The 21,407-nt window shown below is 64.9% G+C and carries 19 protein-coding genes and 1 riboswitch; of the genes, 8 read left to right on the forward strand and 11 right to left on the reverse strand.

From position 1 onward, the window contains the following. The first annotated feature begins 2 nt into the window (after positions 1-2). Positions 3-1,037 (forward strand): Gfo/Idh/MocA family oxidoreductase, encoded by a 1,035-nt coding sequence (locus X739_RS153150; RefSeq protein WP_023794635.1) that lies wholly within the window; start codon positions 3-5, stop codon positions 1,035-1,037. Next, entirely contained in the window at positions 1,034-2,893 is a 1,860-nt protein-coding gene (locus X739_RS153145; RefSeq protein ID WP_023771092.1) for a hypothetical protein, read from the forward strand. The genes X739_RS153150 and X739_RS153145 overlap by 4 nt, the downstream gene beginning before the upstream one ends. On the opposite strand, the gene X739_RS153140 is transcribed toward X739_RS153145, so the two are convergent. Beyond that, the gene (locus X739_RS153140) at positions 2,869-3,582 is read right to left on the reverse strand and encodes a transcriptional regulator NanR (protein ID WP_023794636.1); all 714 of its coding nucleotides are present in this window, start codon (positions 3,580-3,582) and stop codon (positions 2,869-2,871) included. The two genes, X739_RS153145 and X739_RS153140, sit on opposite strands and share 25 nt — an antisense overlap. Before the next feature lie 209 nt (positions 3,583-3,791). Here X739_RS153140 and oiaX point away from each other — a divergent pair, with 209 nt between their 5' ends. Further along, the gene (oiaX, locus tag X739_RS153135; protein WP_023782255.1) at positions 3,792-5,042 is read left to right on the forward strand and encodes a 3-oxo-isoapionate-4-phosphate decarboxylase OiaX; all 1,251 of its coding nucleotides are present in this window, start codon (positions 3,792-3,794) and stop codon (positions 5,040-5,042) included. A 1,275-nt stretch (positions 5,043-6,317) separates the two neighbouring features. Here the strand turns inward: oiaX and X739_RS153130 are convergent. Then, positions 6,318-6,857, reverse strand: a complete 540-nt coding sequence (locus X739_RS153130; RefSeq protein ID WP_023771096.1) for an Lrp/AsnC family transcriptional regulator — start codon at positions 6,855-6,857, stop codon at positions 6,318-6,320. A 48-nt stretch (positions 6,858-6,905) separates the two neighbouring features. On the opposite strand from X739_RS153130, the gene X739_RS153125 reads away from it, so the two are divergent. The 4 genes from X739_RS153125 to dhaL all read left to right on the forward strand — a co-directional run bounded on the left by X739_RS153125 (position 6,906) and on the right by dhaL (position 10,605). Further along, complete coding sequence (locus tag X739_RS153125) at positions 6,906-8,081, forward strand: MFS transporter (RefSeq protein WP_023771097.1); 1,176 nt, start codon at positions 6,906-6,908, stop codon at positions 8,079-8,081. A gap of 99 nt (positions 8,082-8,180) precedes the next feature. Next, positions 8,181-8,325: riboswitch (FMN riboswitch) on the forward strand. A 77-nt stretch (positions 8,326-8,402) separates the two neighbouring features. Further along, entirely contained in the window at positions 8,403-8,876 is a 474-nt protein-coding gene (locus X739_RS153120) for a 6,7-dimethyl-8-ribityllumazine synthase (protein ID WP_023771098.1), read from the forward strand. 69 nt (positions 8,877-8,945) lie between these two features. Continuing rightward, positions 8,946-9,959, forward strand: a complete 1,014-nt coding sequence (locus tag X739_RS153115; RefSeq protein WP_198019187.1) for a dihydroxyacetone kinase subunit DhaK — start codon at positions 8,946-8,948, stop codon at positions 9,957-9,959. Positions 9,960-9,969: 10 nt separating this feature from the next. Continuing rightward, a complete protein-coding gene (gene dhaL / locus X739_RS153110) occupies positions 9,970-10,605 on the forward strand; it encodes a dihydroxyacetone kinase subunit DhaL (protein ID WP_023771100.1) in 636 nt (211 codons plus the stop codon). On the opposite strand, the gene X739_RS153105 is transcribed toward dhaL, so the two are convergent. The 3 genes from X739_RS153105 to X739_RS153095 are packed head-to-tail and all read right to left on the reverse strand — an operon-like array spanning position 10,602 to position 12,615. Next, positions 10,602-11,042 (reverse strand): RpiB/LacA/LacB family sugar-phosphate isomerase, encoded by a 441-nt coding sequence (locus tag X739_RS153105; protein WP_023771101.1) that lies wholly within the window; start codon positions 11,040-11,042, stop codon positions 10,602-10,604. The genes dhaL and X739_RS153105 overlap by 4 nt on opposite strands. A gap of 25 nt (positions 11,043-11,067) precedes the next feature. Further along, entirely contained in the window at positions 11,068-11,826 is a 759-nt protein-coding gene (locus X739_RS153100; RefSeq protein ID WP_023771102.1) for a triose-phosphate isomerase, read from the reverse strand. Positions 11,827-11,844: 18 nt separating this feature from the next. Then, a complete protein-coding gene (locus X739_RS153095) occupies positions 11,845-12,615 on the reverse strand; it encodes a DeoR/GlpR family DNA-binding transcription regulator (RefSeq protein WP_023771103.1) in 771 nt (256 codons plus the stop codon). A 273-nt stretch (positions 12,616-12,888) separates the two neighbouring features. Between X739_RS153095 and fba the strand changes: the two genes are divergently transcribed. Further along, entirely contained in the window at positions 12,889-13,953 is a 1,065-nt protein-coding gene (gene fba, locus X739_RS153090; protein ID WP_023771104.1) for a class II fructose-bisphosphate aldolase, read from the forward strand. Between the two features lie 54 nt (positions 13,954-14,007). On the opposite strand, the gene X739_RS153085 is transcribed toward fba, so the two are convergent. Genes X739_RS153085 through X739_RS153060 form a run of 6 tightly spaced genes read right to left on the reverse strand, consistent with a single transcriptional unit; the run spans position 14,008 to position 21,405 of the window. After that, the gene (locus X739_RS153085; RefSeq protein WP_023771105.1) at positions 14,008-14,949 is read right to left on the reverse strand and encodes a TIM barrel protein; all 942 of its coding nucleotides are present in this window, start codon (positions 14,947-14,949) and stop codon (positions 14,008-14,010) included. 48 nt (positions 14,950-14,997) lie between these two features. Further along, complete coding sequence (locus tag X739_RS153080; protein ID WP_023794637.1) at positions 14,998-16,515, reverse strand: glycerol-3-phosphate dehydrogenase; 1,518 nt, start codon at positions 16,513-16,515, stop codon at positions 14,998-15,000. A 46-nt stretch (positions 16,516-16,561) separates the two neighbouring features. Further along, a complete protein-coding gene (locus X739_RS153075; protein ID WP_023771107.1) occupies positions 16,562-17,602 on the reverse strand; it encodes a 2-hydroxyacid dehydrogenase in 1,041 nt (346 codons plus the stop codon). A gap of 10 nt (positions 17,603-17,612) precedes the next feature. Then, on the reverse strand, positions 17,613-19,166 hold the full coding sequence (locus X739_RS153070) for an FGGY-family carbohydrate kinase (RefSeq protein WP_023771108.1): 1,554 nt from the start codon (positions 19,164-19,166) through the stop codon (positions 17,613-17,615). Then, the gene (locus X739_RS153065) at positions 19,166-20,290 is read right to left on the reverse strand and encodes an ABC transporter ATP-binding protein (RefSeq protein WP_023771109.1); all 1,125 of its coding nucleotides are present in this window, start codon (positions 20,288-20,290) and stop codon (positions 19,166-19,168) included. The genes X739_RS153070 and X739_RS153065 overlap by 1 nt, the downstream gene beginning before the upstream one ends. Continuing rightward, positions 20,287-21,405 carry an ABC transporter ATP-binding protein gene (locus X739_RS153060; protein ID WP_023771110.1) on the reverse strand — a complete coding sequence of 373 codons (1,119 nt, stop codon included), beginning with the start codon at positions 21,403-21,405 and terminating at the stop codon, positions 20,287-20,289. Before X739_RS153060 ends, X739_RS153065 begins: the two co-directional genes overlap by 4 nt. Positions 21,406-21,407: the final 2 nt, after the last annotated feature.

Raw genomic sequence — 21,407 nt, forward strand, 5'->3', positions numbered from 1 at the left:
GCATGGCGGGTTTAAGTGGAGCGCTTATCGGCTGCGGCTTCTTCGCCGTCAACCAGATGCATGCCTGGCGTGACATCGAAGGCGTCTCGATCGTCGCCATCTGCGACCGGGACCCGGAGCGGCTCAGGCTCGTCGGCGACCAGTTCGGCGTGGCCCGGCGCTACACGGACGCGGCAGCGATGTTTGCAGCGGAGAAACTCGACTTCGTCGACGTCGCCACGACGGTCGGCAGCCATCGGGCGCTGGTCGAGATGGCTGCGGAGAACCGCGTTCCGGTGATTTGCCAGAAACCGTTCGCGCCAACGCTGGGCGACGCCAAGGCGATGGTGAAGGCTTGCGCGGATGCCGGCGTCCCGCTGATGGTCCACGAAAACTTTCGCTGGCAGTCGCCGATCCAGGCGGTGCGCGCCGTGCTCGACAGCGGCGAGATCGGCACGCCTTTCTTCGGCCGCATCTCCTTCCGCTCCGGCTATGATGTGTTCTCCGGCCAGCCCTATCTCGCGACGGGCAAGCGCTTCATCATCGAGGACCTCGGCATCCATATCCTCGATATCGCCCGCTTCCTGCTCGGCGACGTGTCGAGCCTGACCGCGCGGACCAAACGCATCAACCCGGCCATCGCCGGCGAGGATGTCGCCACGATCCTCATGGACCACGCTGGCGGCGCCACCTCGGTGGTCGATTGCAGTTATGCGACCAAGCTTGCCGTGGAGCCGTTCCCGGAGACGCTCATCGAACTCGACGGCAGCGACGGCACGATCCGGCTGGCGCAAGGCTACCGGCTGACCGTCACCGGCAAGAGCGGAACCAAGGTGAGCGACGTCTCGCCGCCGCTGCTGCCCTGGGCCTCACGGCCTTGGCACAATATCCAGGAAAGCGTCGCCGCCATCCAGCAGCACTGGGTCGACTGCCTTGCATCAGGCCAGGAACCGGCGACTTCAGGCGCGGACAATCTCAAGACATTCGCCCTGGTCGAGGCCGCCTATGCCGGTGCCGCCAGTCGAGAACCGGTGCAGATCGACGCGCTGCTCAGATGAAGGCGGACGCTTTCCAGCTCTACGGCACGCGCGCGGCCGAGCCAAAGCCGGTCACGCTGCGTGCGGGTGCATTGAGCGCGGAACTGGACAACGGCAATTTGCGCACCATCCGCCACGGCGGCACCGAAGTACTGCGTGCCATAGCTTACATCGTGCGCGACCGCGACTGGGGCACCTATGAGCCTGACCTGACGGACGTTACCATCGACCAGAAGGGCGACCGCTTCTCCGTCACCTACGCGGCAAGCTGCCTTGGTCCGGACGGCAGCCGGCTCGGCTTCCACGCCACGATCGAAGGCTCCGCCGACGGCAGGCTGGTTTTCCATGTGACCGCATTGCCGGAGAGGGATTTCGAAACCAATCGCTGCGGCTTCTGCATCCTGCACCCGATCGCCGGCCTCGCCGGCAGCCCGGTGACGGTCGAGCACACCGACGGCAGCGTGGTCGAGACGGAACTCCCCGATCTGATCGACCCCTGGCAGCCGTTCAAGGATTTGCGCGCCATCACGCATCAGGTACGGCCCGGCGTTTTCGCCGAATGCCGGATGAAAGGCGACACATTCGAGATGGAAGACCAGCGCAACTGGTCCGACGCCTCCTACAAAACCTATGTGCGGCCGCTGGCGCTGCCATGGCCCTATGTGCTGCCGGCAAGGCAGGCGTTGCGCCAGACGATCAGCCTGCGCATCACCGGCGATGCCAGTGTGCCTGCCTCGGCGGCGCCGGCCGAACCGGTCCGCGTCGAGCTTGGGCAAGCCGGCGCGCAGCTGCCTGATATCGGCATCATGGTCTATCCCGAGGATGTCGAGGCCACACTTGCCGATCTGCCGTTGCTGCGAGGGTTCGGTCCCCGGCAACTGCTTTTCCACTTCGACCCGACGCGCGGCCACGGCATCGATGCGCTACGCGCCCACGCCCGACTCGCCGCCGCTTATCCTGTTTCGACGACGCTGGAATGCGTGGTCGCTTGCGCAGGCGATCTGGACGCTGAACTTTCCGAGGTCGCCGACATGGTGCGCCTGGCAGGCCTGCGGCTTGACGCCATCGCGGTGTCGCCTGCCGTCGACCGCCAGTCGACGCCGCCCGGCAGTGCCTGGCCGGCATGCCCACCGCTCGAGGACGTCTACGCGGCCGCCCGCCGCGCCTTTCCCGGCCTCCGCCTCGGCGGCGGGATGTTCAGCTATTTCACCGAGCTCAACCGCAAGCGCGTTCCAGCCGGCCAGCTCGACTTCATCACCCACTGCACCTGTCCACTCGTACATGCCGCCGACGATCTCAGCGTGATGCAGTCTCTGGAGGCGTTGCCCTTTATCACCCGGTCCACGCGGGCGATCTTCGGGACAAAGCCGTACCGGATCGGACCATCGACGATTGCCATGCGCCAGAACCCGTATGGCGGCGCGACCAAGGACAATCCTCAGGGGCAGCGCATCGCCATGGCGAACCGCGACCCGCGCCACGCTGCGCAGTTCGCCGCCGCATGGACGATCGGCTATGCCGCGCGCGTCGCGCCGGCGGGACTGGAGATGCTGACACTGTCCAGTTTCGCCGGACCGTTCGGCGTGGTCGCGGGATCGGGCGAACCCGTCGCAGAGGGATCGCCCCGGCCGATTTTCCAGGCCATCAAAGGGCTTTGTGAGTTGGCCGGGCTGACGCATGTTTCCGCCACGACGAGCGACGAGACGCGGGTCCTGGCGCTGGCCGGCCGCTCCGCCTCGGGCGAGACCATCGTCTGGCTGGCGAACCTGACACCGAACGACATGCGGGTCGACGCTTCCGCGCTTGGCCAGGGCGATCTCGAAATGCCGCCCTATGCGATCACCAGGATCGGTTACTTCTCGGAATTCATCACATAGAGCGCACGCGAGCGCTCGAGGTGCTTGATCATCGCCTTCTCGGCGCCGTCGGCATCCCCGTGCTCGATGCGGTCGATGATCTCTTGATGCTCGGTCAGCGTGTATTTTTCCTTGCCGGTCCAGATCAGCATTTCGGTGTGGTATTCCTTCAGCCACCCCAGCGTGGCTTCGCTGACGGCGACATAGATCGGATTGCCTGAAATGGACGCGATCTGGGTATGGAATTTCATGTCGGCGGAGATGAAGGCTTCGGAATCGCCGCGCGCGGCGCGCTGCTCGGCCACGGTCGCCTTCAGCAATTGCACATCTTCTGATTTGGCCTTTTCCGCGGCTTCCCTGACCATGCCGCGCTCGAAGAAGATGCGCGCGGTCTTCAGGTGCTCCAGCGTGTCCCTGGACGAGGACAGGATGATCTTGGCCGCGCCGTCGACCTGCTTGATGATCGACTTGGCGGTGAGTTGCAGCACCTTGGCGCGCTCGCCATGCGAAATGGCGACGAGCCCCATGTTGCTCAGCGCCTGCATGGCCTCGCGGATCGCCGGCCGGCCGACCTCGAAGCGCTCCATCAACTCGCGCTCGGACGGCATGTCGTTGCCCGGCTGCAGTTCGCCGCTGGTGATCAGCCGCTTCAGTCTTGCAAAGACTTCGTCGGAAAGTTTGCGCCGGACGATCGGCTCCGAACGGTTCATCGTGACGAATCACTCCCTGGCCCGGTTCCTGTTTAGCATTCCCGGCAGGATTACCGGAATGCCCGCGCCTGGAGCGGTTCGCTCCAGCTTTGCCGCAGCCCACCAGTCCTGCCGAGCTCGGATATCTCTTGCAATGCTTATGTACTCATTATACCAGACTTCCTGCGCGACGAAACTTTTTTCGAACCTTTTCGAGCGGCCGACCGACCATGATCACGCTTACCTATCGCATCGAAACCCCTGGCAGCATCGAGGCGCTAGCCGCCAAGATCGCCAGCGACCAGTCGACCGGCACCTTCGTCGCGCTGCCGGGCGAGACCGAGGAGCTGAAGGCGCGCGTGGCGGCGCGCGTTCTGGCGATCCGGCACCTGCCGGATGCCGCGCAACCCTCTCTCCCGGGATCCGGCAGCGGCCCTTTCCGGCGCGCCGATGTCGATATCGGCTTCCCCTTTGACGCCATCGGCACCGACCTGTCGGCACTGATGACCATCGCCATCGGCGGCACCTTTTCGATCAGGGGCCTGTCCGGCATCCGCGTCATCGACATGAAGCTGCCGGAACAGTATCGGGGCGCCCATCCGGGTCCACAATTCGGCGTTGCGGGCAGCCGCGGGCTAACCGGTGTCGAGGGCCGCCCGATCATCGGCACCATCGTCAAACCGGCGCTGGGTCTCAGGCCACACGAGACAGCAGCTATGGTGGGAGAACTGATCGAGGCCGGCGTCGATTTCATCAAGGACGACGAGAAGCTGATGAGCCCGGCCTATTCGCCGCTGGCGGAGCGGGTGAAGGCGATCATGCCAAGAATTCTCGACAATGAGCAGAAGACCGGCAAGAAGGTGATGTATGCCTTCGGCATCTCGCATGCCGATCCCGACGAGATGATGCGCAACCACGATCTCGTGCTCGAAGCCGGCGGCAATTGCGCGGTCGTCAACATCAACTCCATTGGCTTCGGCGGCATGGCTTATCTGAGGAAGCGCTCCGGCCTGGTGCTGCATGCCCACCGCAATGGCTGGGACATCCTCACTCGCCACCCCGGCCTCGGCATGGACTTCAAGGTCTGGCAGCAATTCTGGCGGCTGCTGGGCGTCGACCAGTTCCAGATCAACGGCATCGGCTCGAAATATTGGGAGCCGGACGATTCTTTCATCCGCTCTTTCGAGGCGGTGACCACGCCGCTGTTTTCATCAGACGATTGCGCGCTGCCCGTGGCCTGCTCCGGCCAATGGGGCGGCCAGGCACCCGAAACCTATGAGCGAACCGGCCGCACGGTCGACCTCCTCTACCTCTGCGGCGGCGGCATCGTCAGCCATCCGGACGGGCCCGGCGCCGGCGTGCGGGCCGTGCTGCAAGCCTGGCAGGCCGCGGTCGAGGGCATTGCGCTGGCGGATTATGCCCGCGATCACATCGAACTGGCCCGATCGATCGAAAAGTTCGGCGACGGCAAGACAGCATGAGCATGGCCGTGCAAAACCTGCTCCTCAGTTATTATGGCGACGACCTCACCGGTTCAACTGATGTCATGGAGGCGCTTGAGCTCGGCGGCGTGCCGACGGTGCTGTTCATGCGCCAGCCCGACCCGTCCTTGCTGGCGCGATTTTCGCATTGCCGCGCGGTTGGATTAGCGGGCACCAGCCGAAGCGAAACGCCGCAATGGATGGAGGAAAACCTGACGCCGGCCTTCGAATGGCTCAAAAGATCGGAAGAGCACACGTCTGNGAGTTCAGACGTGTGCTCTTCCGATCTATGGTGGTCGGGGCGCCGCAGCTCAAGCGCTACACGGCCTTCGGCAATCTCTTCGCGGCATTCCGCGGCGCGTTTTTCCGCATCGACCGGCATCCGGTGATGAGCAGGCATCCGGTGACGCCGATGGACGAGGCCGACCTGCTCGTCCACCTTTCGCGCCAGACCAGCCTCGGTTCCGGCTTGGTCAACCTGGCGACGTTGCAGGCGGACAATCTCTCGCAAACGGTCGATCAGATCCTGCGAGACAAGGACATCGTGCTGTTCGACGTCGATAGCCTCCGGACTCAGCAGCGAGTCGGCGAGCAACTCTGGCGCATCCATGAAAAGGGCCATGGTTTTGTCGTCGGATCATCCGGCGCCGAATATGCCTTGCTTGCCGCGTGGGCCGCCAAAGGCATCGTGTCGGGGCATGCGGCATTCCCATCGCCCGGTCCGGTGGATCGGCTCGCCGTTGTGTCGGGCAGCGTCTCCCCAACCACGGAAAAGCAAATCCGCCACGCACTCGCCCACGGGTTCGAGGGTATTGAGATGGATGCGATGCGACTGGTCCGCGAAGGCGCCGGCGAAGCGATCGAGCAGGCGGTCGCGGCCGGGCTGGCGAGCCTTGCCAAGGGCCACAGCGTCGTCCTCTACACCGCGCTTGGTCCGCAGGCCGATCGCGGCGCCGAGATCGACCGAATCGAGGGCGCCCGGAACACGCTCGGGCGGGCGCTGGGGACCATCCTGCGCCGTCTGATCGCCGAGCAGAAACTCAAGCGCGCGGTGATCGCCGGTGGCGATACGTCCAGCCACGCACTCGGACAATTGGCCATCGACGCGCTGACCGTGCGCATGCCGCTGCCGCAATCGCCGGGATCACCGCTCTGTGTGGCCCATGGCGGCGGTGAAATCGACGGTCTTGAGATCGCGCTGAAAGGCGGCCAGGTTGGCACCGACGACTATTTCGAGACGATCCGGCTGGGAAGCTAGGCGACGACCCAGGCCGTTCAATAAAGCGGCTTGCCCATGTGCTTCGGCGTCGGCCACTGCGCCGTGATGCCGGGTTGCACCGGCCGTTCGAGATAGGTCGCCAGAACCACGTAGCTGCGCGTCGAGGTGACGCCGGGTGTCTCGTAGAGACGCAACAGCAGGCCTTCGAGCGCCTTGGTGTCCTCGGTGCGCACCTTGAGCAATACGCATGTATCGCCGGCGACGGTGTGGATCTCCTCGACTTCGGGATATTCCGAGATCGCCATCAGTTCAGGGGTCTTGCCCCAGCCGCTGGTGTCGATGTGGACGAAGGTGAGTAGAGGCTTTCGCACCGCGTTGGGATCGATGATGGCGGCCGTGTTGCGAATGGCGCCGCTGCGCCGAAGCCGCTTGACGCGCTCATGCGCGGCCGGCGGCGACAGGCCGACGCGATCGCCGAGCTCGGCATAGCTGACGGTCGCGTCGTCGACCAGAACGCCTAATATTTTTCGGTCGGTCGCGTCGACATCCCGGGCCGCCGGCCTGTTCCGCGGAATGCCATCTGTTTCTTCATCCATAGCGGTATTCCCGATTGTCACGGAATTTAATACGGCCATTATGATGATATGTCGAACAACGATCAAGCTACAGCCTTGGGCGCGGACACCAGGCCGCCCATCCCGGCCCTCGCCTATCTCTTGACCGGGTGCATCGCCGTGATCGGCTCGAATTCGCTGGTGCTGGGCCCGATCGCTCCGGCAGTTGCCGTGTCGTTCTCGACCAGCGTTCCCATGGTGATGATGGCGGCGGCCGCGTTCGGCCTCGGCACATCGGCGAGCGCCCTGTTCCTGGCACGCCATATCGACCGGCTCGGCGCGCGGCGGATGTTGCAGGCGGCCTTGCTGCTGCTGGCATTGGCCTTGGTCGCCAGCGCGGCCGCGCCGACGGTGAGCGCGCTGGTTGCCGCGCAGCTTGTCGCTGGGATCGCCGCCGGCGTCGCCATGCCGGCAATCTATGCCAGTGCCGCGGCCATCGCCCCGCCCGGGCGGGAAAGCGGCACGATCGGCGTGGTGCTGACCGGATGGACGCTCAGCATGGTGGCCGGCGTTTCGCTGTCGGCGGTGCTCGCCGATCTCGTGCACTGGCGCGCCGTCTTTGTCGCCGTGGCCGTGCTGGCCGCCCTGGCGCTCGGCGGCTTGAGCGCATCGTCGCTCCCGGATGTCAGGAAGGCCGGACCGGCACCCGCCCCGCTGGCCGCGTTGAACATTCCCGGCATTGTGCCCCTCCTGGTTGCCTGCGGCGCTTTCATGACCGCCTTTTACGGCGTCTATGGCTATCTCGGCGATCACCTTCACAGCGGGCTGGGGCAGCCGGTCAGCGCCAATGGCCTGGCCGCCCTCGCCTATGGCGCGGGATTTGGCACCGCGGCGCTCTTCGACGGCATCATCGACCGGCTGGGCGCCCGGCGCGTCATGCCCTTCGCTTATCTTCTCGTCGCCATGATCTACGTGGCGATCGCCTCGACCAGCGACAGCTATGGCTTGACGCTCGCCATGGTCGCGGCCTGGGGACTTGCCAATCATTTCGGGCTGAACGTGCTGGTGATGCGCCTGTCGGCGCTCGATCCGTCGCGGCGGGGCACGATCATGGGGCTGAACAGCGCGGTGACCTACCTCGCGGTGTTCGTCGGCACCACCGGCTTCGGGCCGCTCTATTCCGGCTTCGGCTTCGCCACATGCGCGGCGGTCGCGGCCTTGCTGATGCTGATTGCCGCTGGCGCGGCGGCATGGCGCACCCGATAGAACCTTCCTCCTGGCATTGCTCCAGCCGGTACAACGTGATTGGCCAGCGGACTTTCGCGTAGTTGACACCGGCACCCCTGCCTTCCATACAAAGCGCGTCAATGTTCTCAGGGCGGGGTGAAAGTCCCCACCGGCGGTAACGGTCTCGGCCGAAGCCCGCGAGCGCTTTCCGGTATCGGAGAGGTCAGCAGATCCGGTGTGATTCCGGAGCCGACGGTTAGAGTCCGGATGAAAGAGAACGAAACGGGAGACGGACCGCCCCGGCGGGCCGGATTTCGTATCGTGCGTCCTGATTCTGGTTCGAAACGGAAGGATGGACCCATGAATCAGCATTCCCACAAAGACTATGAAACAACCCGCATTGCCGTCATCAGGGCGCGCTGGCATGCCGACATCGTCGACCAGTGTGTGCAAGCCTTTGGGGCGGAACTGGCCGAGATTGGCGGCGGACGCTTTGCCGTCGACATCTTCGACGTGCCTGGCGCCTACGAGATTCCGCTCCATGCCAAGACGCTCGCCGGCACCGGCCGCTACGCCGCGATCCTCGGCACGGCATTCGTCGTCAATGGCGGCATCTACCGGCACGACTTCGTCGCCAACGCCGTTATCGACGGCATAATGAACGTGCAGCTCTCGACCGGCGTGCCCGTGCTTTCGGCGGTGCTGACGCCGCACAATTTTCACGACAGCGCCGAGCATCATCGCTTCTTCTTCGAGCATTTCACGGTCAAGGGCAAGGAAGCGGCCAACGCCTGTGTGCAGATACTCGCCGCGCGGGAAAAGATCGCGGCCTGAAGCGCCGCTGCCGGGGTGGAAATCCCGGTAACGGGCTGTAGTATCCCGGAAAATACCGAGTTCGGGAGGATGCCGGTGCAGACCAAGAAGATCATCAATGACGGCAACCGTGCCGTCGACGAAATGCTCGAAGGGATCCTCGCCGCGCATCCTCGCCATCTCACAAGCGTGGACGGCAGCCCGCGCTCGATCATCGCCCGCGACGGACCACGGCCCGGCAAGGTCGGGCTGGTGATCGGCGGCGGCTCCGGCCACGAGCCGACCTTTCTCGGCTTTGTAGGCAAGGGGCTGGCGGACGCGGCGGCTGTCGGCAACGTCTTTGCCTCGCCGCCGCCCGATCCGATCCTGGCATGCGCCAAGGCGGTCAGCGGCGGCGCCGGCGTGCTCTTCATGTACGGCAACTATGCCGGCGACGTGATGAATTTCGACATGGCCGCCGAAATGGCCGCCATGGACGACATCGAGGTGCGCACGGTGCTGACCACCGACGACGTCGCCTCCGCGCCGCGTGACGAGCGGCGGAAGCGCCGTGGAGTCGCCGGTAATTTCTTCATCTTCAAGGCGGCCGGTGCCGCCTGCGACCTGATGCTCTCCCTCGACGAGGTCGAGCGCGTCGCGCGCAAGGCCAACGACCACACCTTCACCATGGGCGTGGCGCTGTCGCCCTGCTCGCTGCCGCAGACCCGGCGGCCGAATTTCGAGATCGGCGCCGACGAGATGGAAATCGGCATGGGCATTCATGGCGAACCCGGCATCGCCCGCGGCAAGCTCGGGACCGCCGACGAAATCACCGACGAGATGCTCGACAAGATTTTCGCCGAGATGGCGCCGAAGCGCGGCGACAAGGTCGCGGTGCTGATCAATTCGCTGGGATCGACGCCGCTGATGGAGCTCTACATCATGAACCGCCGGGTCAAGCAGAGGCTCGACGCCATCGGCGTTTCCATCCACGCGACCTGGGTCGGCAATTACTGCACGTCGCTGGAAATGGCCGGCGCTTCGGTGACGCTTTTCCATCTCGACGAAGAATTGCAGGCGATGCTCGACCACCCCTGCGACTGCGCCATGTTCCGTGCCGGCTGAGGACCGCTCCATGACCATCGCTGCGTTCGACCTGAAAAGAATGTTCGATGCGATCGCGGTGGCGATGGAAGCCGACAGGGACCGGCTTTGCCAGCTCGACGGCGTCATCGGCGACGCCGACCATGGCATTGCCATGGCGCTGGGGTTCAACGCCGTGCGCGATGCGCTGGCGTCGCTCGACCTTGCGGCGGCCGAGCCGACCGCGCTCCTCAACACCGCGGCGAAATCATTCCTCAATGCGGTCGGCGCGTCCTGCGGCCCGCTCTATGCCACCGCCTTCATGCGCGCCGCCGCCGCCGTCAAGGGCAAGGCGACGCTGGCGGATGCCGATGTCGTCGCGCTGCTGCAGGCCATGGCGCAAGGCATCAAGGATCGCGGCAAGGCCGAAACCGGCGAAAAGACAATGGTCGACGCCTGGCAACCGGCGGCGGAAGCAGCCGGCGCCAGCAATGCAGCAGGAAAGAACCTTGCCGAAAGCCTCCAGGCAGCTTTTGCCGCCGCCGAGCGCGGCGCGGAATCGACCAAGGACATGATTGCCGCCAAGGGCCGCTCGTCGCGGCTCGGCGAGCGCTCGCTCGGCCATATCGATCCCGGTGCGGCTTCGGCCGTCACCGTCATCGGCGCGATGCGCGACAGTCTCGCTTAGCTCTTCGCCGTGTCGAGCTTGTTGATCGCCTCGACGTTGCCGGCCGACGGTCCCTTCTCGTCGAACTCCGAGGCCAGCCAGGTATCGACAATGGCCTTGGCCAGTTCCGGGCCGATGACGCGGGCGCCCATGGTGATAATCTGGGCATTATTGGATTTCGCCGCGCGTTCGGCCGAATAGGTGTCGTGGGTGAGTGCGGCGCGGATGCCCGGCACCTTGTTGGCCGAGATCGAGACGCCGATGCCGGTGCCGCAGAACAGGATGCCACGATCGTTCTCGCCGTCGACGATCGTCTGGGCAAGTTTCCGTGACAGGTCGGCATAAAAGCCGGCCTGGCTGAGGTCGCTGACGGTGAGCCCCGGCTTGGTCGCCAGATGCGCTGATATGACGTCGAGCAGCGGCTTGCCAGCGCTGTCGGCTCCAATGGCTATTTTCATTTTTTGTCCTTTCGGGTTCGATGATTCAGATGGCGGCCGACGCGCGGCGCAGGATGTCGATGTAGCCTTCGGCCTGCCAGGCCGAGCGGCCGATGAACAGGCCGTCGATGTTGGGCTGGGCGATCAGTTCCGCGGCATTGCCCGGATTGACGCTCCCGCCATAGAGCACCGGCGGCACGGTCGGCAGCAGACCGCCGGCGACCTTCTTGATCAGCGCCTGCTGCTTGTCGGCATAGTCGGAACTGGCCGGAATGCCCTTGTCGCCGATCGCCCAGACCGGCTCGTAGGCGAACAGGATTTTTGCTTCCCTGGCCCCGCCCTCGATGAATCGCAGTGCGCCCTCGACCTGGCTGGTCAGTACCTCATCGGCCTTGCCGCTTTCGCGCTCGGCCAGCGTCTCGCCGACGCAGATCAGCGGTATCAGTCCGTGCTTGACCGCTGCCGCCGTCTTCAGCCCGACCGTGCGGTCGGTCTCGCCGAAGTGCTCGCGCCTTTCGCTGTGGCCGAGTTCGACCAGGTCTAGGCCGCAATCGTTCAGCATCACCGGCGAGATCTCGCCGGTCCAGGCGCCGGCGTCGGCCCAATGCATGTTCTGCGCGCCGACCTTGATGCGCGTCGCCAACAGCGCCTGCCCGACCTCGCGTACCGCCGTGAAAGGCGGGACGACGAAAGGCTGGATGCGATCGTCGAAACCCGCCACGAAGCCGGCCAGTGCGCCCGCAAAATCAAGCGCCTCGGCGAGCGTCTTGTTCATCTTCCAGCTTGTACCGACCCAGTAAACCACGCGTACACTCCTTGATCCTCAATCCTTGTCGGCGACCACCGTGAGCGAGACGCCGGCCGCATCCAGTGTGTCTTGCATTCCGGGCCCCGGCTCGCGCCCGGTGAAGACGGCGTCGAATGCCTTGAGATCGGTCAGGAAATGCAGAGCGCTGCGGCCAAACTTGCCGTGATCGACAAGCAGATATTTGCGTGTCGCGGCGGCCATCATCAGTCGCTTGGCCTGCACCACTTCCTGGTCCTGATGGAAGGCGGAGGCGCCATGGATGGCGGACGACGACAGGAAGGCGACGTCGGCGCGCAGCGACCGCAGCGAAGCCTCGGCGAGCAGCCCGAAGAAGCCGTGGAATTTCTTCGAGTACTGGCCGCCCAGCGCGATCATGTTGATGCCTGCGGCACCGGCCAGATCTTGGATGACGGCGAGGTTGTTGGTGATCACCGTCAGTGGCCTGAAATCGGCGAGATACCGCGCGATACCGCCCGCGGTCGAGCCGTCGTCGATGATGACCGTCTGGCCGGGTTCGATCATGGTCACGGCCGCCGCCGCAAGGCGCTGTTTTTCCCCGATCGCCTGCTTCTGCCGGAAGCGAAAATCGCTTTCAAACAGGCTGCTCGGCTGAATCGACGCGCCGCCGCGCACCTTGCGCAGCAAACCGCTCTCCTCGAGCTCGTCGAGGTCGCGATGCACGGTCATCCTGGATACGCCAAAGCGGGAGGCAAGATCGTCGACGCTCGCCGCGCCGGCGTCCACCAGGAAGTCCATGATCCCTTGGCGTCTGTTGTCGCTCTTCATTCTCGCCGACCCGCCAACGCAGAACCCCTGGCTCCTTGATCGAGCGAAGATATAACAGATATGATCGCGTAAGTATCATGTTTTTTGTGATAATGAGATATTTCCGTGGGATATTTCGCCGGCTTTTATCACGCCGCTGTAACAAGAATTGCTGCCGGGACGGTCTGTCACGGTTGCGGTTGCGCAGGATTCCGGCCAGAAGCATCGGTGGGCTGAACGATGCGCGGGCGGCCCGCAACCACAGGTTCGAAACCAGATACGGGAGACTAATCGTTGGCTCGCATCACACTGAGACAATTGCTCGATCACGCCGCCGAATACGGCTATGGCGTGCCGGCCTTCAACATGAACAACATGGAACAGGGCCTCGCCATCATGGAGGCTGCCGAGGAGACTAAGTCCCCGGTCATCCTGCAGGCGAGCCGCGGCGCCCGTGCCTATGCCAATGACGTGGTGCTGGCCAAGCTGATCGACGCGCTGGTCGAGATCCATCCCGACATCCCGGTCTGCATGCATCTCGACCATGGCAACAACGAAGCCACCTGCGTCACCGCGATCCAGCACGGCTTTACCTCGGTGATGATGGACGGCTCGCTCACGGAAGACGGCAAGTCGCCGGCCGACTATGCCTATAATTCCGGTATCACACGGCGCGTCGTCGACATGGCGCATTGGGGCGGCGTGTCGGTGGAAGGCGAGATCGGCGTGCTGGGCTCGCTCGAGAGCGGCGGCGGCGAGCAGGAAGACGGCCACGGCGTCGAAGGCGCGATCAGCCACGACCAGCTCCTGACCGATCCGGTGCAGGCCGAACAGTTCGTGCGCGACACCCATGTCGATGCGCTGGCGGTGGCCATGGGCACCAGCCACGGCGCCTATAAATTCTCGCGCAAGCCCGACGGCGCGGTGCTGGCGATGAACGTGATCGAGGAGATCCACCGCCGCTTGCCGAACATGCATCTGGTCATGCACGGCTCATCCTCGGTGCCGGAGGACCTGCAGGAGATCATCAACAAATATGGCGGCCAGATGAAGCCGACCTGGGGTGTCCCGGTGGAGGAGATCCAGCGCGGCATCAAGCATGGCGTGCGCAAGATCAACATCGACACCGACAACCGCATGGCGCTGACCGGCGCGATCCGCAAGGTGCTGACCGAAAATCCCAGCGAGTTCGATCCGCGCAAATATCTGACGCCGGCGATGGCGGCGATGAGGAAGCTCTGCAAGGAGCGCTTCGAGCAGTTCGGCACCGCCGGCAATGCGCCGAAGATCAAGCCGCTGCCGGTTTCGGACATGGCCAAGCGCTACAAGTCGGGCAGTCTCGATCCGAAATTCGCCTGAGTTCGATCGGGTTGCATTTCATGGACAGGAGCCACGTGGACTCCTGTCCGATCTCTATCCGGCTTTCGGCAGCAGGCCAGGCCTGCCGGTCTCGATGAACGGTGCCCAGAAGTCGACCGACTCGCGGATCATGGCGACCACCTGATGGTCGACCGGCTCGCGCTCGCGGAAGGATAGTTCGAGGCAGATTTCGTTGTCGGTGCCGCCGCCGCGTCGCACCGTCTCCAGCAGCTTCTCAGGCGTGATGCGGCCGTCCTTGTTGTAGGCCGCGGTGAATGGCCAATGGCCGCCCTTGTTCATCGACGATTGCTTGATGTGGATGATCGGCGACTTCAGAGGGAAAGCTTCGGCCCAGGCATAGGGATCGATGTCGGCCGGATTGGAGGAAGTGACGTCGCCATGGTCGATGTCGACCATCATCTCCAGCGGAATGGCCATGCCGGCCGCGTCGATCGCCTCCTGCAGCATCCGGCAATTCTCGATGGTGTGGCCGAATTCGCGACCAACCGACATCGGCTCCCAGAATAGATAAGTCAGGCCTGCCGCCCGGGCGTGCTCGGCGACCTCGCGCCAGCAGTCCAGCGCGATGTCGAACAGCCTGGCGCGACGGGCGGGGTCGTCATAGTCCCGATGCGTGAAGATGGCGAACTGCGTGCCCATGCCGTCGGCGCCAAGCTCGGCCGAGATATCGGCGAACGTCTTGAACCAGTCGACATAGTAGCGGCGCACATCGGCATCCGGATGGCCGAAATGGTTAAGCCGGCCATAGGGGCCGGTCATGCCGGAGGTGACGCGCACGCCGGTGCGATTCAAGGCGTTGCGGTACAGGCGGACGAACTTGACGATCGTCGCCGCCGGCCAGCCTGGGTTGACGAATTCATGCGTGAGCTGAACGTCGCGAATGCCGATCTCATAGGCGACGGTATCGATCAGATCGTCCGGCTCGGCGAAGCGGTTGACCAGCGGATTGGTGTTGAGGGAGAGCGTGAAAGGCAAGGTCGCGATCCCTTCAACGCTGGCGCGGAACAGGGGCAATGAGCGCCATCAGCCTGCCCTCGCCTGCCGGCTCGCGCACCAATGCTCGAAGGCCGCCTTCTCCTCGGCGGACAAATGCAGGCCATGCTTGGTGCGCCGTTCGAGAATGTCGGCCGCGTCTTCAGCCCATTCCTGTTCGAAGAGGTAGTTCGCCTCGCGCTCGAAGAAATCCTTGCCGAAGCACCGCCCAAGTACGGCGAGCGATCGGGCGCCGCCGACCACGGACCGCGTCCTGGTGCCGTAGAGCCGGCCGTAATGCTTGAGCAGCGATGCCGGCATCCATGGATACTCGTTTGCGAGGCTGCCAAGAAACTGTTCGAAGTCGGCATTGGCGATGTCGCCGCCCGGCAGATGCGCCTTCGCGGTCCACGCTTTGCCCATGCGGGGAAAGAACGGTGCGATCCTGTCCAGCGCATGCTCGGCGAGTTTGCGGAAGGTGGTGATCTTGCCGCCGAAGACGGAGAGCAGCGGCGCCTGCGCGTCCGGCGCGTCGAGTTCGAAAATATAGTCGCGCGTCACCGCGCTCGGATTGTCGGCATTGTCGTCATAGAGCGGCCGGACACCGGAGAACGAATGGACCACGTCGCCCCGCGCAAGGCCGCGCTTGAAATAGCGGTTGACCACTTTGATGAGGTAATCGATCTCGCTCTCATCCGCTCTCACATCCTCGGGCCGGCCCTCGTAGGGGATATCGGTGGTTCCGATCAAGGCCAGATCGTTCTGGTACGGATTGATGAAAATGACGCGCTTGTCGTTGTTCTGGACGAGATAAGCCTGCCTTCCCTCCCAAAATTTGGGTACGACGATATGGCTGCCCTTGACGAGGCGGACATTGCGCCTGGAGTTCTGGCCGGCAACGCGGTTGACGATGTCGTTGACCCAAGGGCCGGCGGCATTGATCAGCGCGCGGGCCCGTACACTGGTTTTGATGCCGGTCCTGACGTCGCGCATCTCGACAACCCAGAGGCCGCCCTCGCGGCGGGCCGCGGTGCAGGCGGTGCGGGTGAGGACCTTCGCTCCCCGTTCGGCGGCGTCGAGCGCATTGATGACGACGAGGCGGGCATCGTCGACCCAGCAGTCCGAATATTCAAAACCGCGCTTGAAGCCGTCCTTGATCGGCGCCCCCTCGGGCGCTGTGCGCAGATCGAGCGTCCGGGTGGCGGGCAGCCGCTTGCGGCCGCCGAGATGGTCGTAGAGGAAGAGGCCGAGCCGCACCAGCCATGCCGGCCGGTCGTCCGGGCTGTGCGGCAGCACGAAGCGCATGGGCCAGATGATGTGCGGCGCCGATTCCAGCAGCACCTCGCGCTCGATCAGCGCCTCGCGCACCAGGCGGAATTCGTAATATTCGAGGTAGCGCAGACCGCCATGGACGAGCTTGCCCGAGCGCGAGCTGGTGCCTTCGGCGAGATCGTCCTTTTCGCACAGGATGACGGAAAGCCCGCGGCCGGCGGCGTCGCGCGCGATGCCGGCGCCGTTGACGCCGCCGCCGATGACGAAGAGGTCGACGATGTCAGGGCCGACGCTCATCTTGCCGTCACCCCGCTGCCGAATTCTCGCATCATGGCCATCGCTCTCAGCACGGATTGACCGGAGGCAGGCCGGCCAGGTAGCGGCGCACTTCCTCGGCGGCCTGCTCGGCGGCATAGGTCACGGTGCGCACCGAAGCGCCGGCGATATGCGGCGTCAGCGTCACGTTTGGCAGCTGCAGCAAGGGCCAGTCCGAGGGCACCGGTTCGACCGCGAAGGTTTCCAGCATGGCGCTGGCGATCTGCCCTGAAACCAGCGCCTCGTAGAGTGCGTCGTAGTCGACCAGCGGGCCACGCGCCGTATTGACGAAGATCACGCCCGGCTTCATCCGCGCGATGGTGTCCTTGCCGATCAGACCGCGTGTCTCCTGCGTCACCCGCGAATGCAGCGTGACCACATCGGAGCGCGACAGGAGGTCGTCGAGCGCAACCAGTTCGACGCCAGCGTTGCGATCCTCGGCGCTCAGTTGCACATAGGGATCGCTGACCAGGACGTGGCAGCCGAAGGCGCGCAGCAGGCGCACCACCTTCGTGCCGATATTGCCGTAGCCGACCACGCCGACGGTCATTTCGCCGAGTTCGCGGCCGGTGCGGTCGGCGCGGTAGAGATCGCCGCGCCATTCCCCCTTGCGCAAGGCCTCGTGGCCGACCCGGATCAGCCGCGTCTCGGCAAGGATGGCGCCGATGGTGAACTCGGCCACGGCCGTGGCGTTGCGGCCGGGCACATTGACCACGGTGATGCCATGCGCCCTAGCCGCTTCCATGTCGATGTTGATCGGGCCGCCGCGCGACACCGCGACCAGCTTGAGCCCCGGCAGACGCCGCATCATGCCTTCCGACAGGGGCGCTAGCTGCGTGACGAGGATTTCGGCATCGCCGATGAAATCGACGACCTCGTCGGGCTGGCCAAAATATTCCTTGACCTTGTCGAGGCCGAGCGCGGCGTTGCCGAACTCCATCGGCTCGTCGGGCCAGGCCGTCTGCAATGTCCTGATATCGAGGTCGCCACCGGCGACCTTTTCGACTTTGGCGCGAAACACCTCCGGCAGCATGAAGTTGTCGCCAATGATCGCTATTTTCCTCAGCATACTCGACTTCTCAATCTTCCTGCGATGTCGCCATGGAACGCCAGACCGGCCGCAGGGCCTGGTGCGCCAGCATGTAGGACGGGGTCATCCTGTCGTAGATCGCGGCGAGGCCCGGGTCGCTCGGCTCGGCCTCGCCGAGCAGCGGCGTCACCCATTCGCCGACGCATTCGTCCATGGAGGCGTATTGACCGACGCAGACCGCGGCGATCATTGCGGCACCCGCGGCACCGGCCTCCTCGCGCGCGCTGGTGCGCGTGTCGGCACCAATGGCGGCCCCCAGGATCTTGCGCAGCGCCGGGCTTCTGGCGGCGCCGCCGGTCAGGCGAATTTCGCGAGGCAGCGGGCCCATGGCGGCGTAGCAGTCGCGCGCCGCGAAGGCCAAGCCTTCGAAGACGGCGCGCACCAGATCGGCGTAGCCGTGGCGCGACGAAATGCCGACGAAGCCTGCCCTGGCGTTGGCATCGACGAACGGTCCCCGCTCGCCGGCTTCCGACACGTAGGGCTGGTAGAGCAGCGAAGCTGGCCGCGTGGCCGCGATCCAGGCATCGACCAGCGCGATCATCTCGCCATTGCTGCGGGTTATGCCTTGCGAGGCGAGGATGCCCGAAGCGAGGCCAAGCACCCAGTCGATGTTGAGCGTCGCCGCCATGTTGGACTGCATCTGCGCGAAGACGCCCGGCGCCGGCATCGCCATCGTGTAACCGGTCGCCGCTTCGTTGAGCTGCACATCATCCGGGGTCTCGGCCAGCCGCATGTGCATGCCGGTGGAACCGATGATCGAGCAGCCGGGCTTGCGTTCACGGTCGAGGAGGCCGGCGCCGAGCGCGGTGCAGACGACGTCGACATAACCGAGCACGACGGGTGTGCCGGCAAACATGCCGGTGACGTCGGCGGCGGCCGGCGACAGTCCGGCGCTGTGCCTCGTGCCGTCGACGATCGGCGGCAGCAGGTGCCTGAGATCGGCGACGCCGAGGACGTCGAGCACCTCCCCACTGTAGTCACGGGTGCGGAAGTCGCCGAAAGTGAAGGTCCCTTCGGACGGATCGGTGGCGCGTTCGCCGGTCAGCTTGAAATAGAGCCAGTCCTTGCAATGGAACGCGGTCGCCGCCTTGCCGAGCATTTCGGGCATGGTGCGCTTCATGAAGGCGAACTGCGAGCCTTGCTGGCAGGCGGCAAGACCGCTGCCGGTCTTTTCGAAGCGCAGCCGGTCATCGGGCCGCGCACGGATTTCTTCGACGATGCCGGCGGCGCGCGCGTCGAGCCAGAGCCAACCCTTGGCCACCGGCTCGCCCTTGCCGTCGATCAGCCAGGTCCCGTCGCCCTGCCCGGTCACCGCGATGGCGACGGTCCGGCTGGCGAGATCGGGCACCTTGTCGGCAAGCTGGCGCAGGGTCGTGGCGGCATCGGCCCATGTGCGGGACAGATCCTGTTCGGCGCCGCCGCCCGGCAGCGTCTCATAGTGGTTCGGCGTTGCCGCGGCCGCGATCTGGCGGCCCTTCGTATCGAAAGCGATGGACTTGATGACAGAGGTGCCGGCATCTATGCCGATCAGTACGTCGCGCATCACGCGAGCTCCATGCCGTGCGAGATCGCAATGCCGCTCGCTTGGTCAAAGACGTGCAGGTTTTTGGGATCTATGCTGACATTGATCGGCGCGCCGAGGTCGAGCCGGGTGCGGTCATGCTCCACCAGTACCAGCGAGCCGCCGGCGAAGTCGGCGGCGATGTGGGTCTGGTCGCCGAGCCATTGGTTGGCCGAGACCCTGGCCGGAACACCCTCCTTCGAGCGCCGGACCGCGTAGGGCCTGATGCCGATAACCACCCGCTCACGGCTGAGCAGCTGGTCGCGAACCGGAGCGCTGAAGGCGTCCTTGTCGTAGTCGAGCGACAGCCCGTCGGGCAGCCTGAGATTGATGCGGCCGGCGGCCGTGCCGACAAAGGCCTCGAAGACGTTCATCGGTGGCTCGCCGACGAACGTGCCGGTGAACAGGTTCGCCGGGCGCTCCTTGATCCGGTCCGGCGTGTCGAACTGCTGCAGCACGCCACCCTCCATCACCGCGATGCGGTCGGCCAGCGCATTGGCCTCGGTCTGGTCGTGGGTGACCAGGATCGCGGTCAGGCCGCGCTCCTTGATGAAGTGCTTGATGCGGCCGCGCAGCACGGCGCGAAGCTGCGGTTCGAGCTGGCCCATCGGCTCGTCGAGCAGATGCAGGTCGGCCTCGCGGATCAGCGCCCGGCCGAGGCTGGCGCGCTGCTGCTGGCCGCCGGAAATGGAGCTGGGATAGCGCTCCAATATGTCCTCGATCTCCAGCAGCTTGGCGATGCTGGCGACCTTGGCGTCGACCTCGCTCCTGGGCAGCCGGGCGGCCTTGAGCGCGAAGGCCATGTTCTCGCGCACGGTGAGCGGCGGATAGAGCGAATAGCCCTCGAAGGCCATCGCCACATTGCGTTTGACCGGCGGCAAGGTGTGTACCTTGCGGCCCGCGACCGCGATCGCGCCGCGCGACACCTCCTCGAAGCCGGCAATCATGCGCAAGGTCGAGGTCTTGCCGCAGCCCGAAGAGCCGAGCAGCGCCACGATCTCGCCCTTGCCGATCTCCATCGTCAGGTTCTTGACGGCGTGAACGCCCCTGTCGATCGGGCCATAGAATTTGTCGACGCCTGATATGGTGAGCGCGCTCGGGCTCATGCCGCTTCTCCGTTGCGCAGTTTGACGACATTCCTGGCGCCGATGCGCTCGCCGCTCGCCCGATCGAACAGCAGGGCGCTCCTGCCGTCGACGGCGATATGCGCCTTGCCTTCGCTGCGCCCCGGCGTTCCGGCCGGGCGCGAGACCAAAATTTCACGGCCGCGCACGGTGCGCACCAGCGTGACGATCTTTTCGTTGAGCGGCGTCTCCGCCTCGACGGTCACCGGAATGGCGCCGGGTTCGTTCTCGCCAACGAAATGCAGGGCCTCGGGTCTCAGCCCGATGATGCAGTCGCGGCCGATGGCGGCCTCCGGAGCATCGGTGAGATGGACCTGTACATTGGACAGGCCGACATAGACCCCCCGGGCATCGCGCGCGGGCTTGACGTCGAGCAGATTGATGGTCGGATCGCCGAACAGCCGCGCGATCTCGACGTTGGCCGGCTCACGATAGATCTGCTCGGGCGTACCAAGCTGCCTGATGACGCCTTGCGACATCACCGCGATGCGGTCGCCGAGCGCCATGGCTTCCTTGTAGTCCTGAGTAACGTAAACGACGGTGGCGCCGCGATCGGCGAGCAGCCGCGGCAGTTCGAGCCGCATCTCGAAACGCAGCTTGGCGTCGACATTGCGCAAGGGATCGTCGAGCAGAAGGAGCGGCGGCGAACCGACCAAAGCGCGGGCAAGGGCCGTGCGCTGCTTCTGGCCATTGGAGAGAGCGCGCGGCTTGTGGCTCAGCACATGGCCGATCTTCAACAATTTGGCGACGCTCTCGACCCCGGCCTTGATCGCGCTCTGCGACGAGCGCTTGGCCGCCAGCGGCGTCGCGATATTGTCGAAAGCGCTCATATGCGGAAACAGCGCGAAATTCTGGAACGCCATGCCGACGCCGCGGAATTCCGCGTCGACATCGGTCATGTCCTCGCCGCCGATAAGGATCTTGCCTTCGTCCGGATCGATGACGCCGGCGACCAGCCGCAAAAGCACCGTCTTGCCGGCGCCCGAGGGACCAAACAGCACCAGCGTCTCGCCATCGGCGACCGTCAGCGACAGATTGTCGAGGACGGTCTGGCTCTTGTAGCGCTTGACGACGTTTCTGAGTTCGAGGCTGGCCATTT

It is taken from the genome of Mesorhizobium sp. LNHC209A00 (assembly GCF_000502915.1).
In the GTDB taxonomy this organism is placed as follows: Bacteria; Pseudomonadota; Alphaproteobacteria; order Rhizobiales; family Rhizobiaceae; genus Mesorhizobium.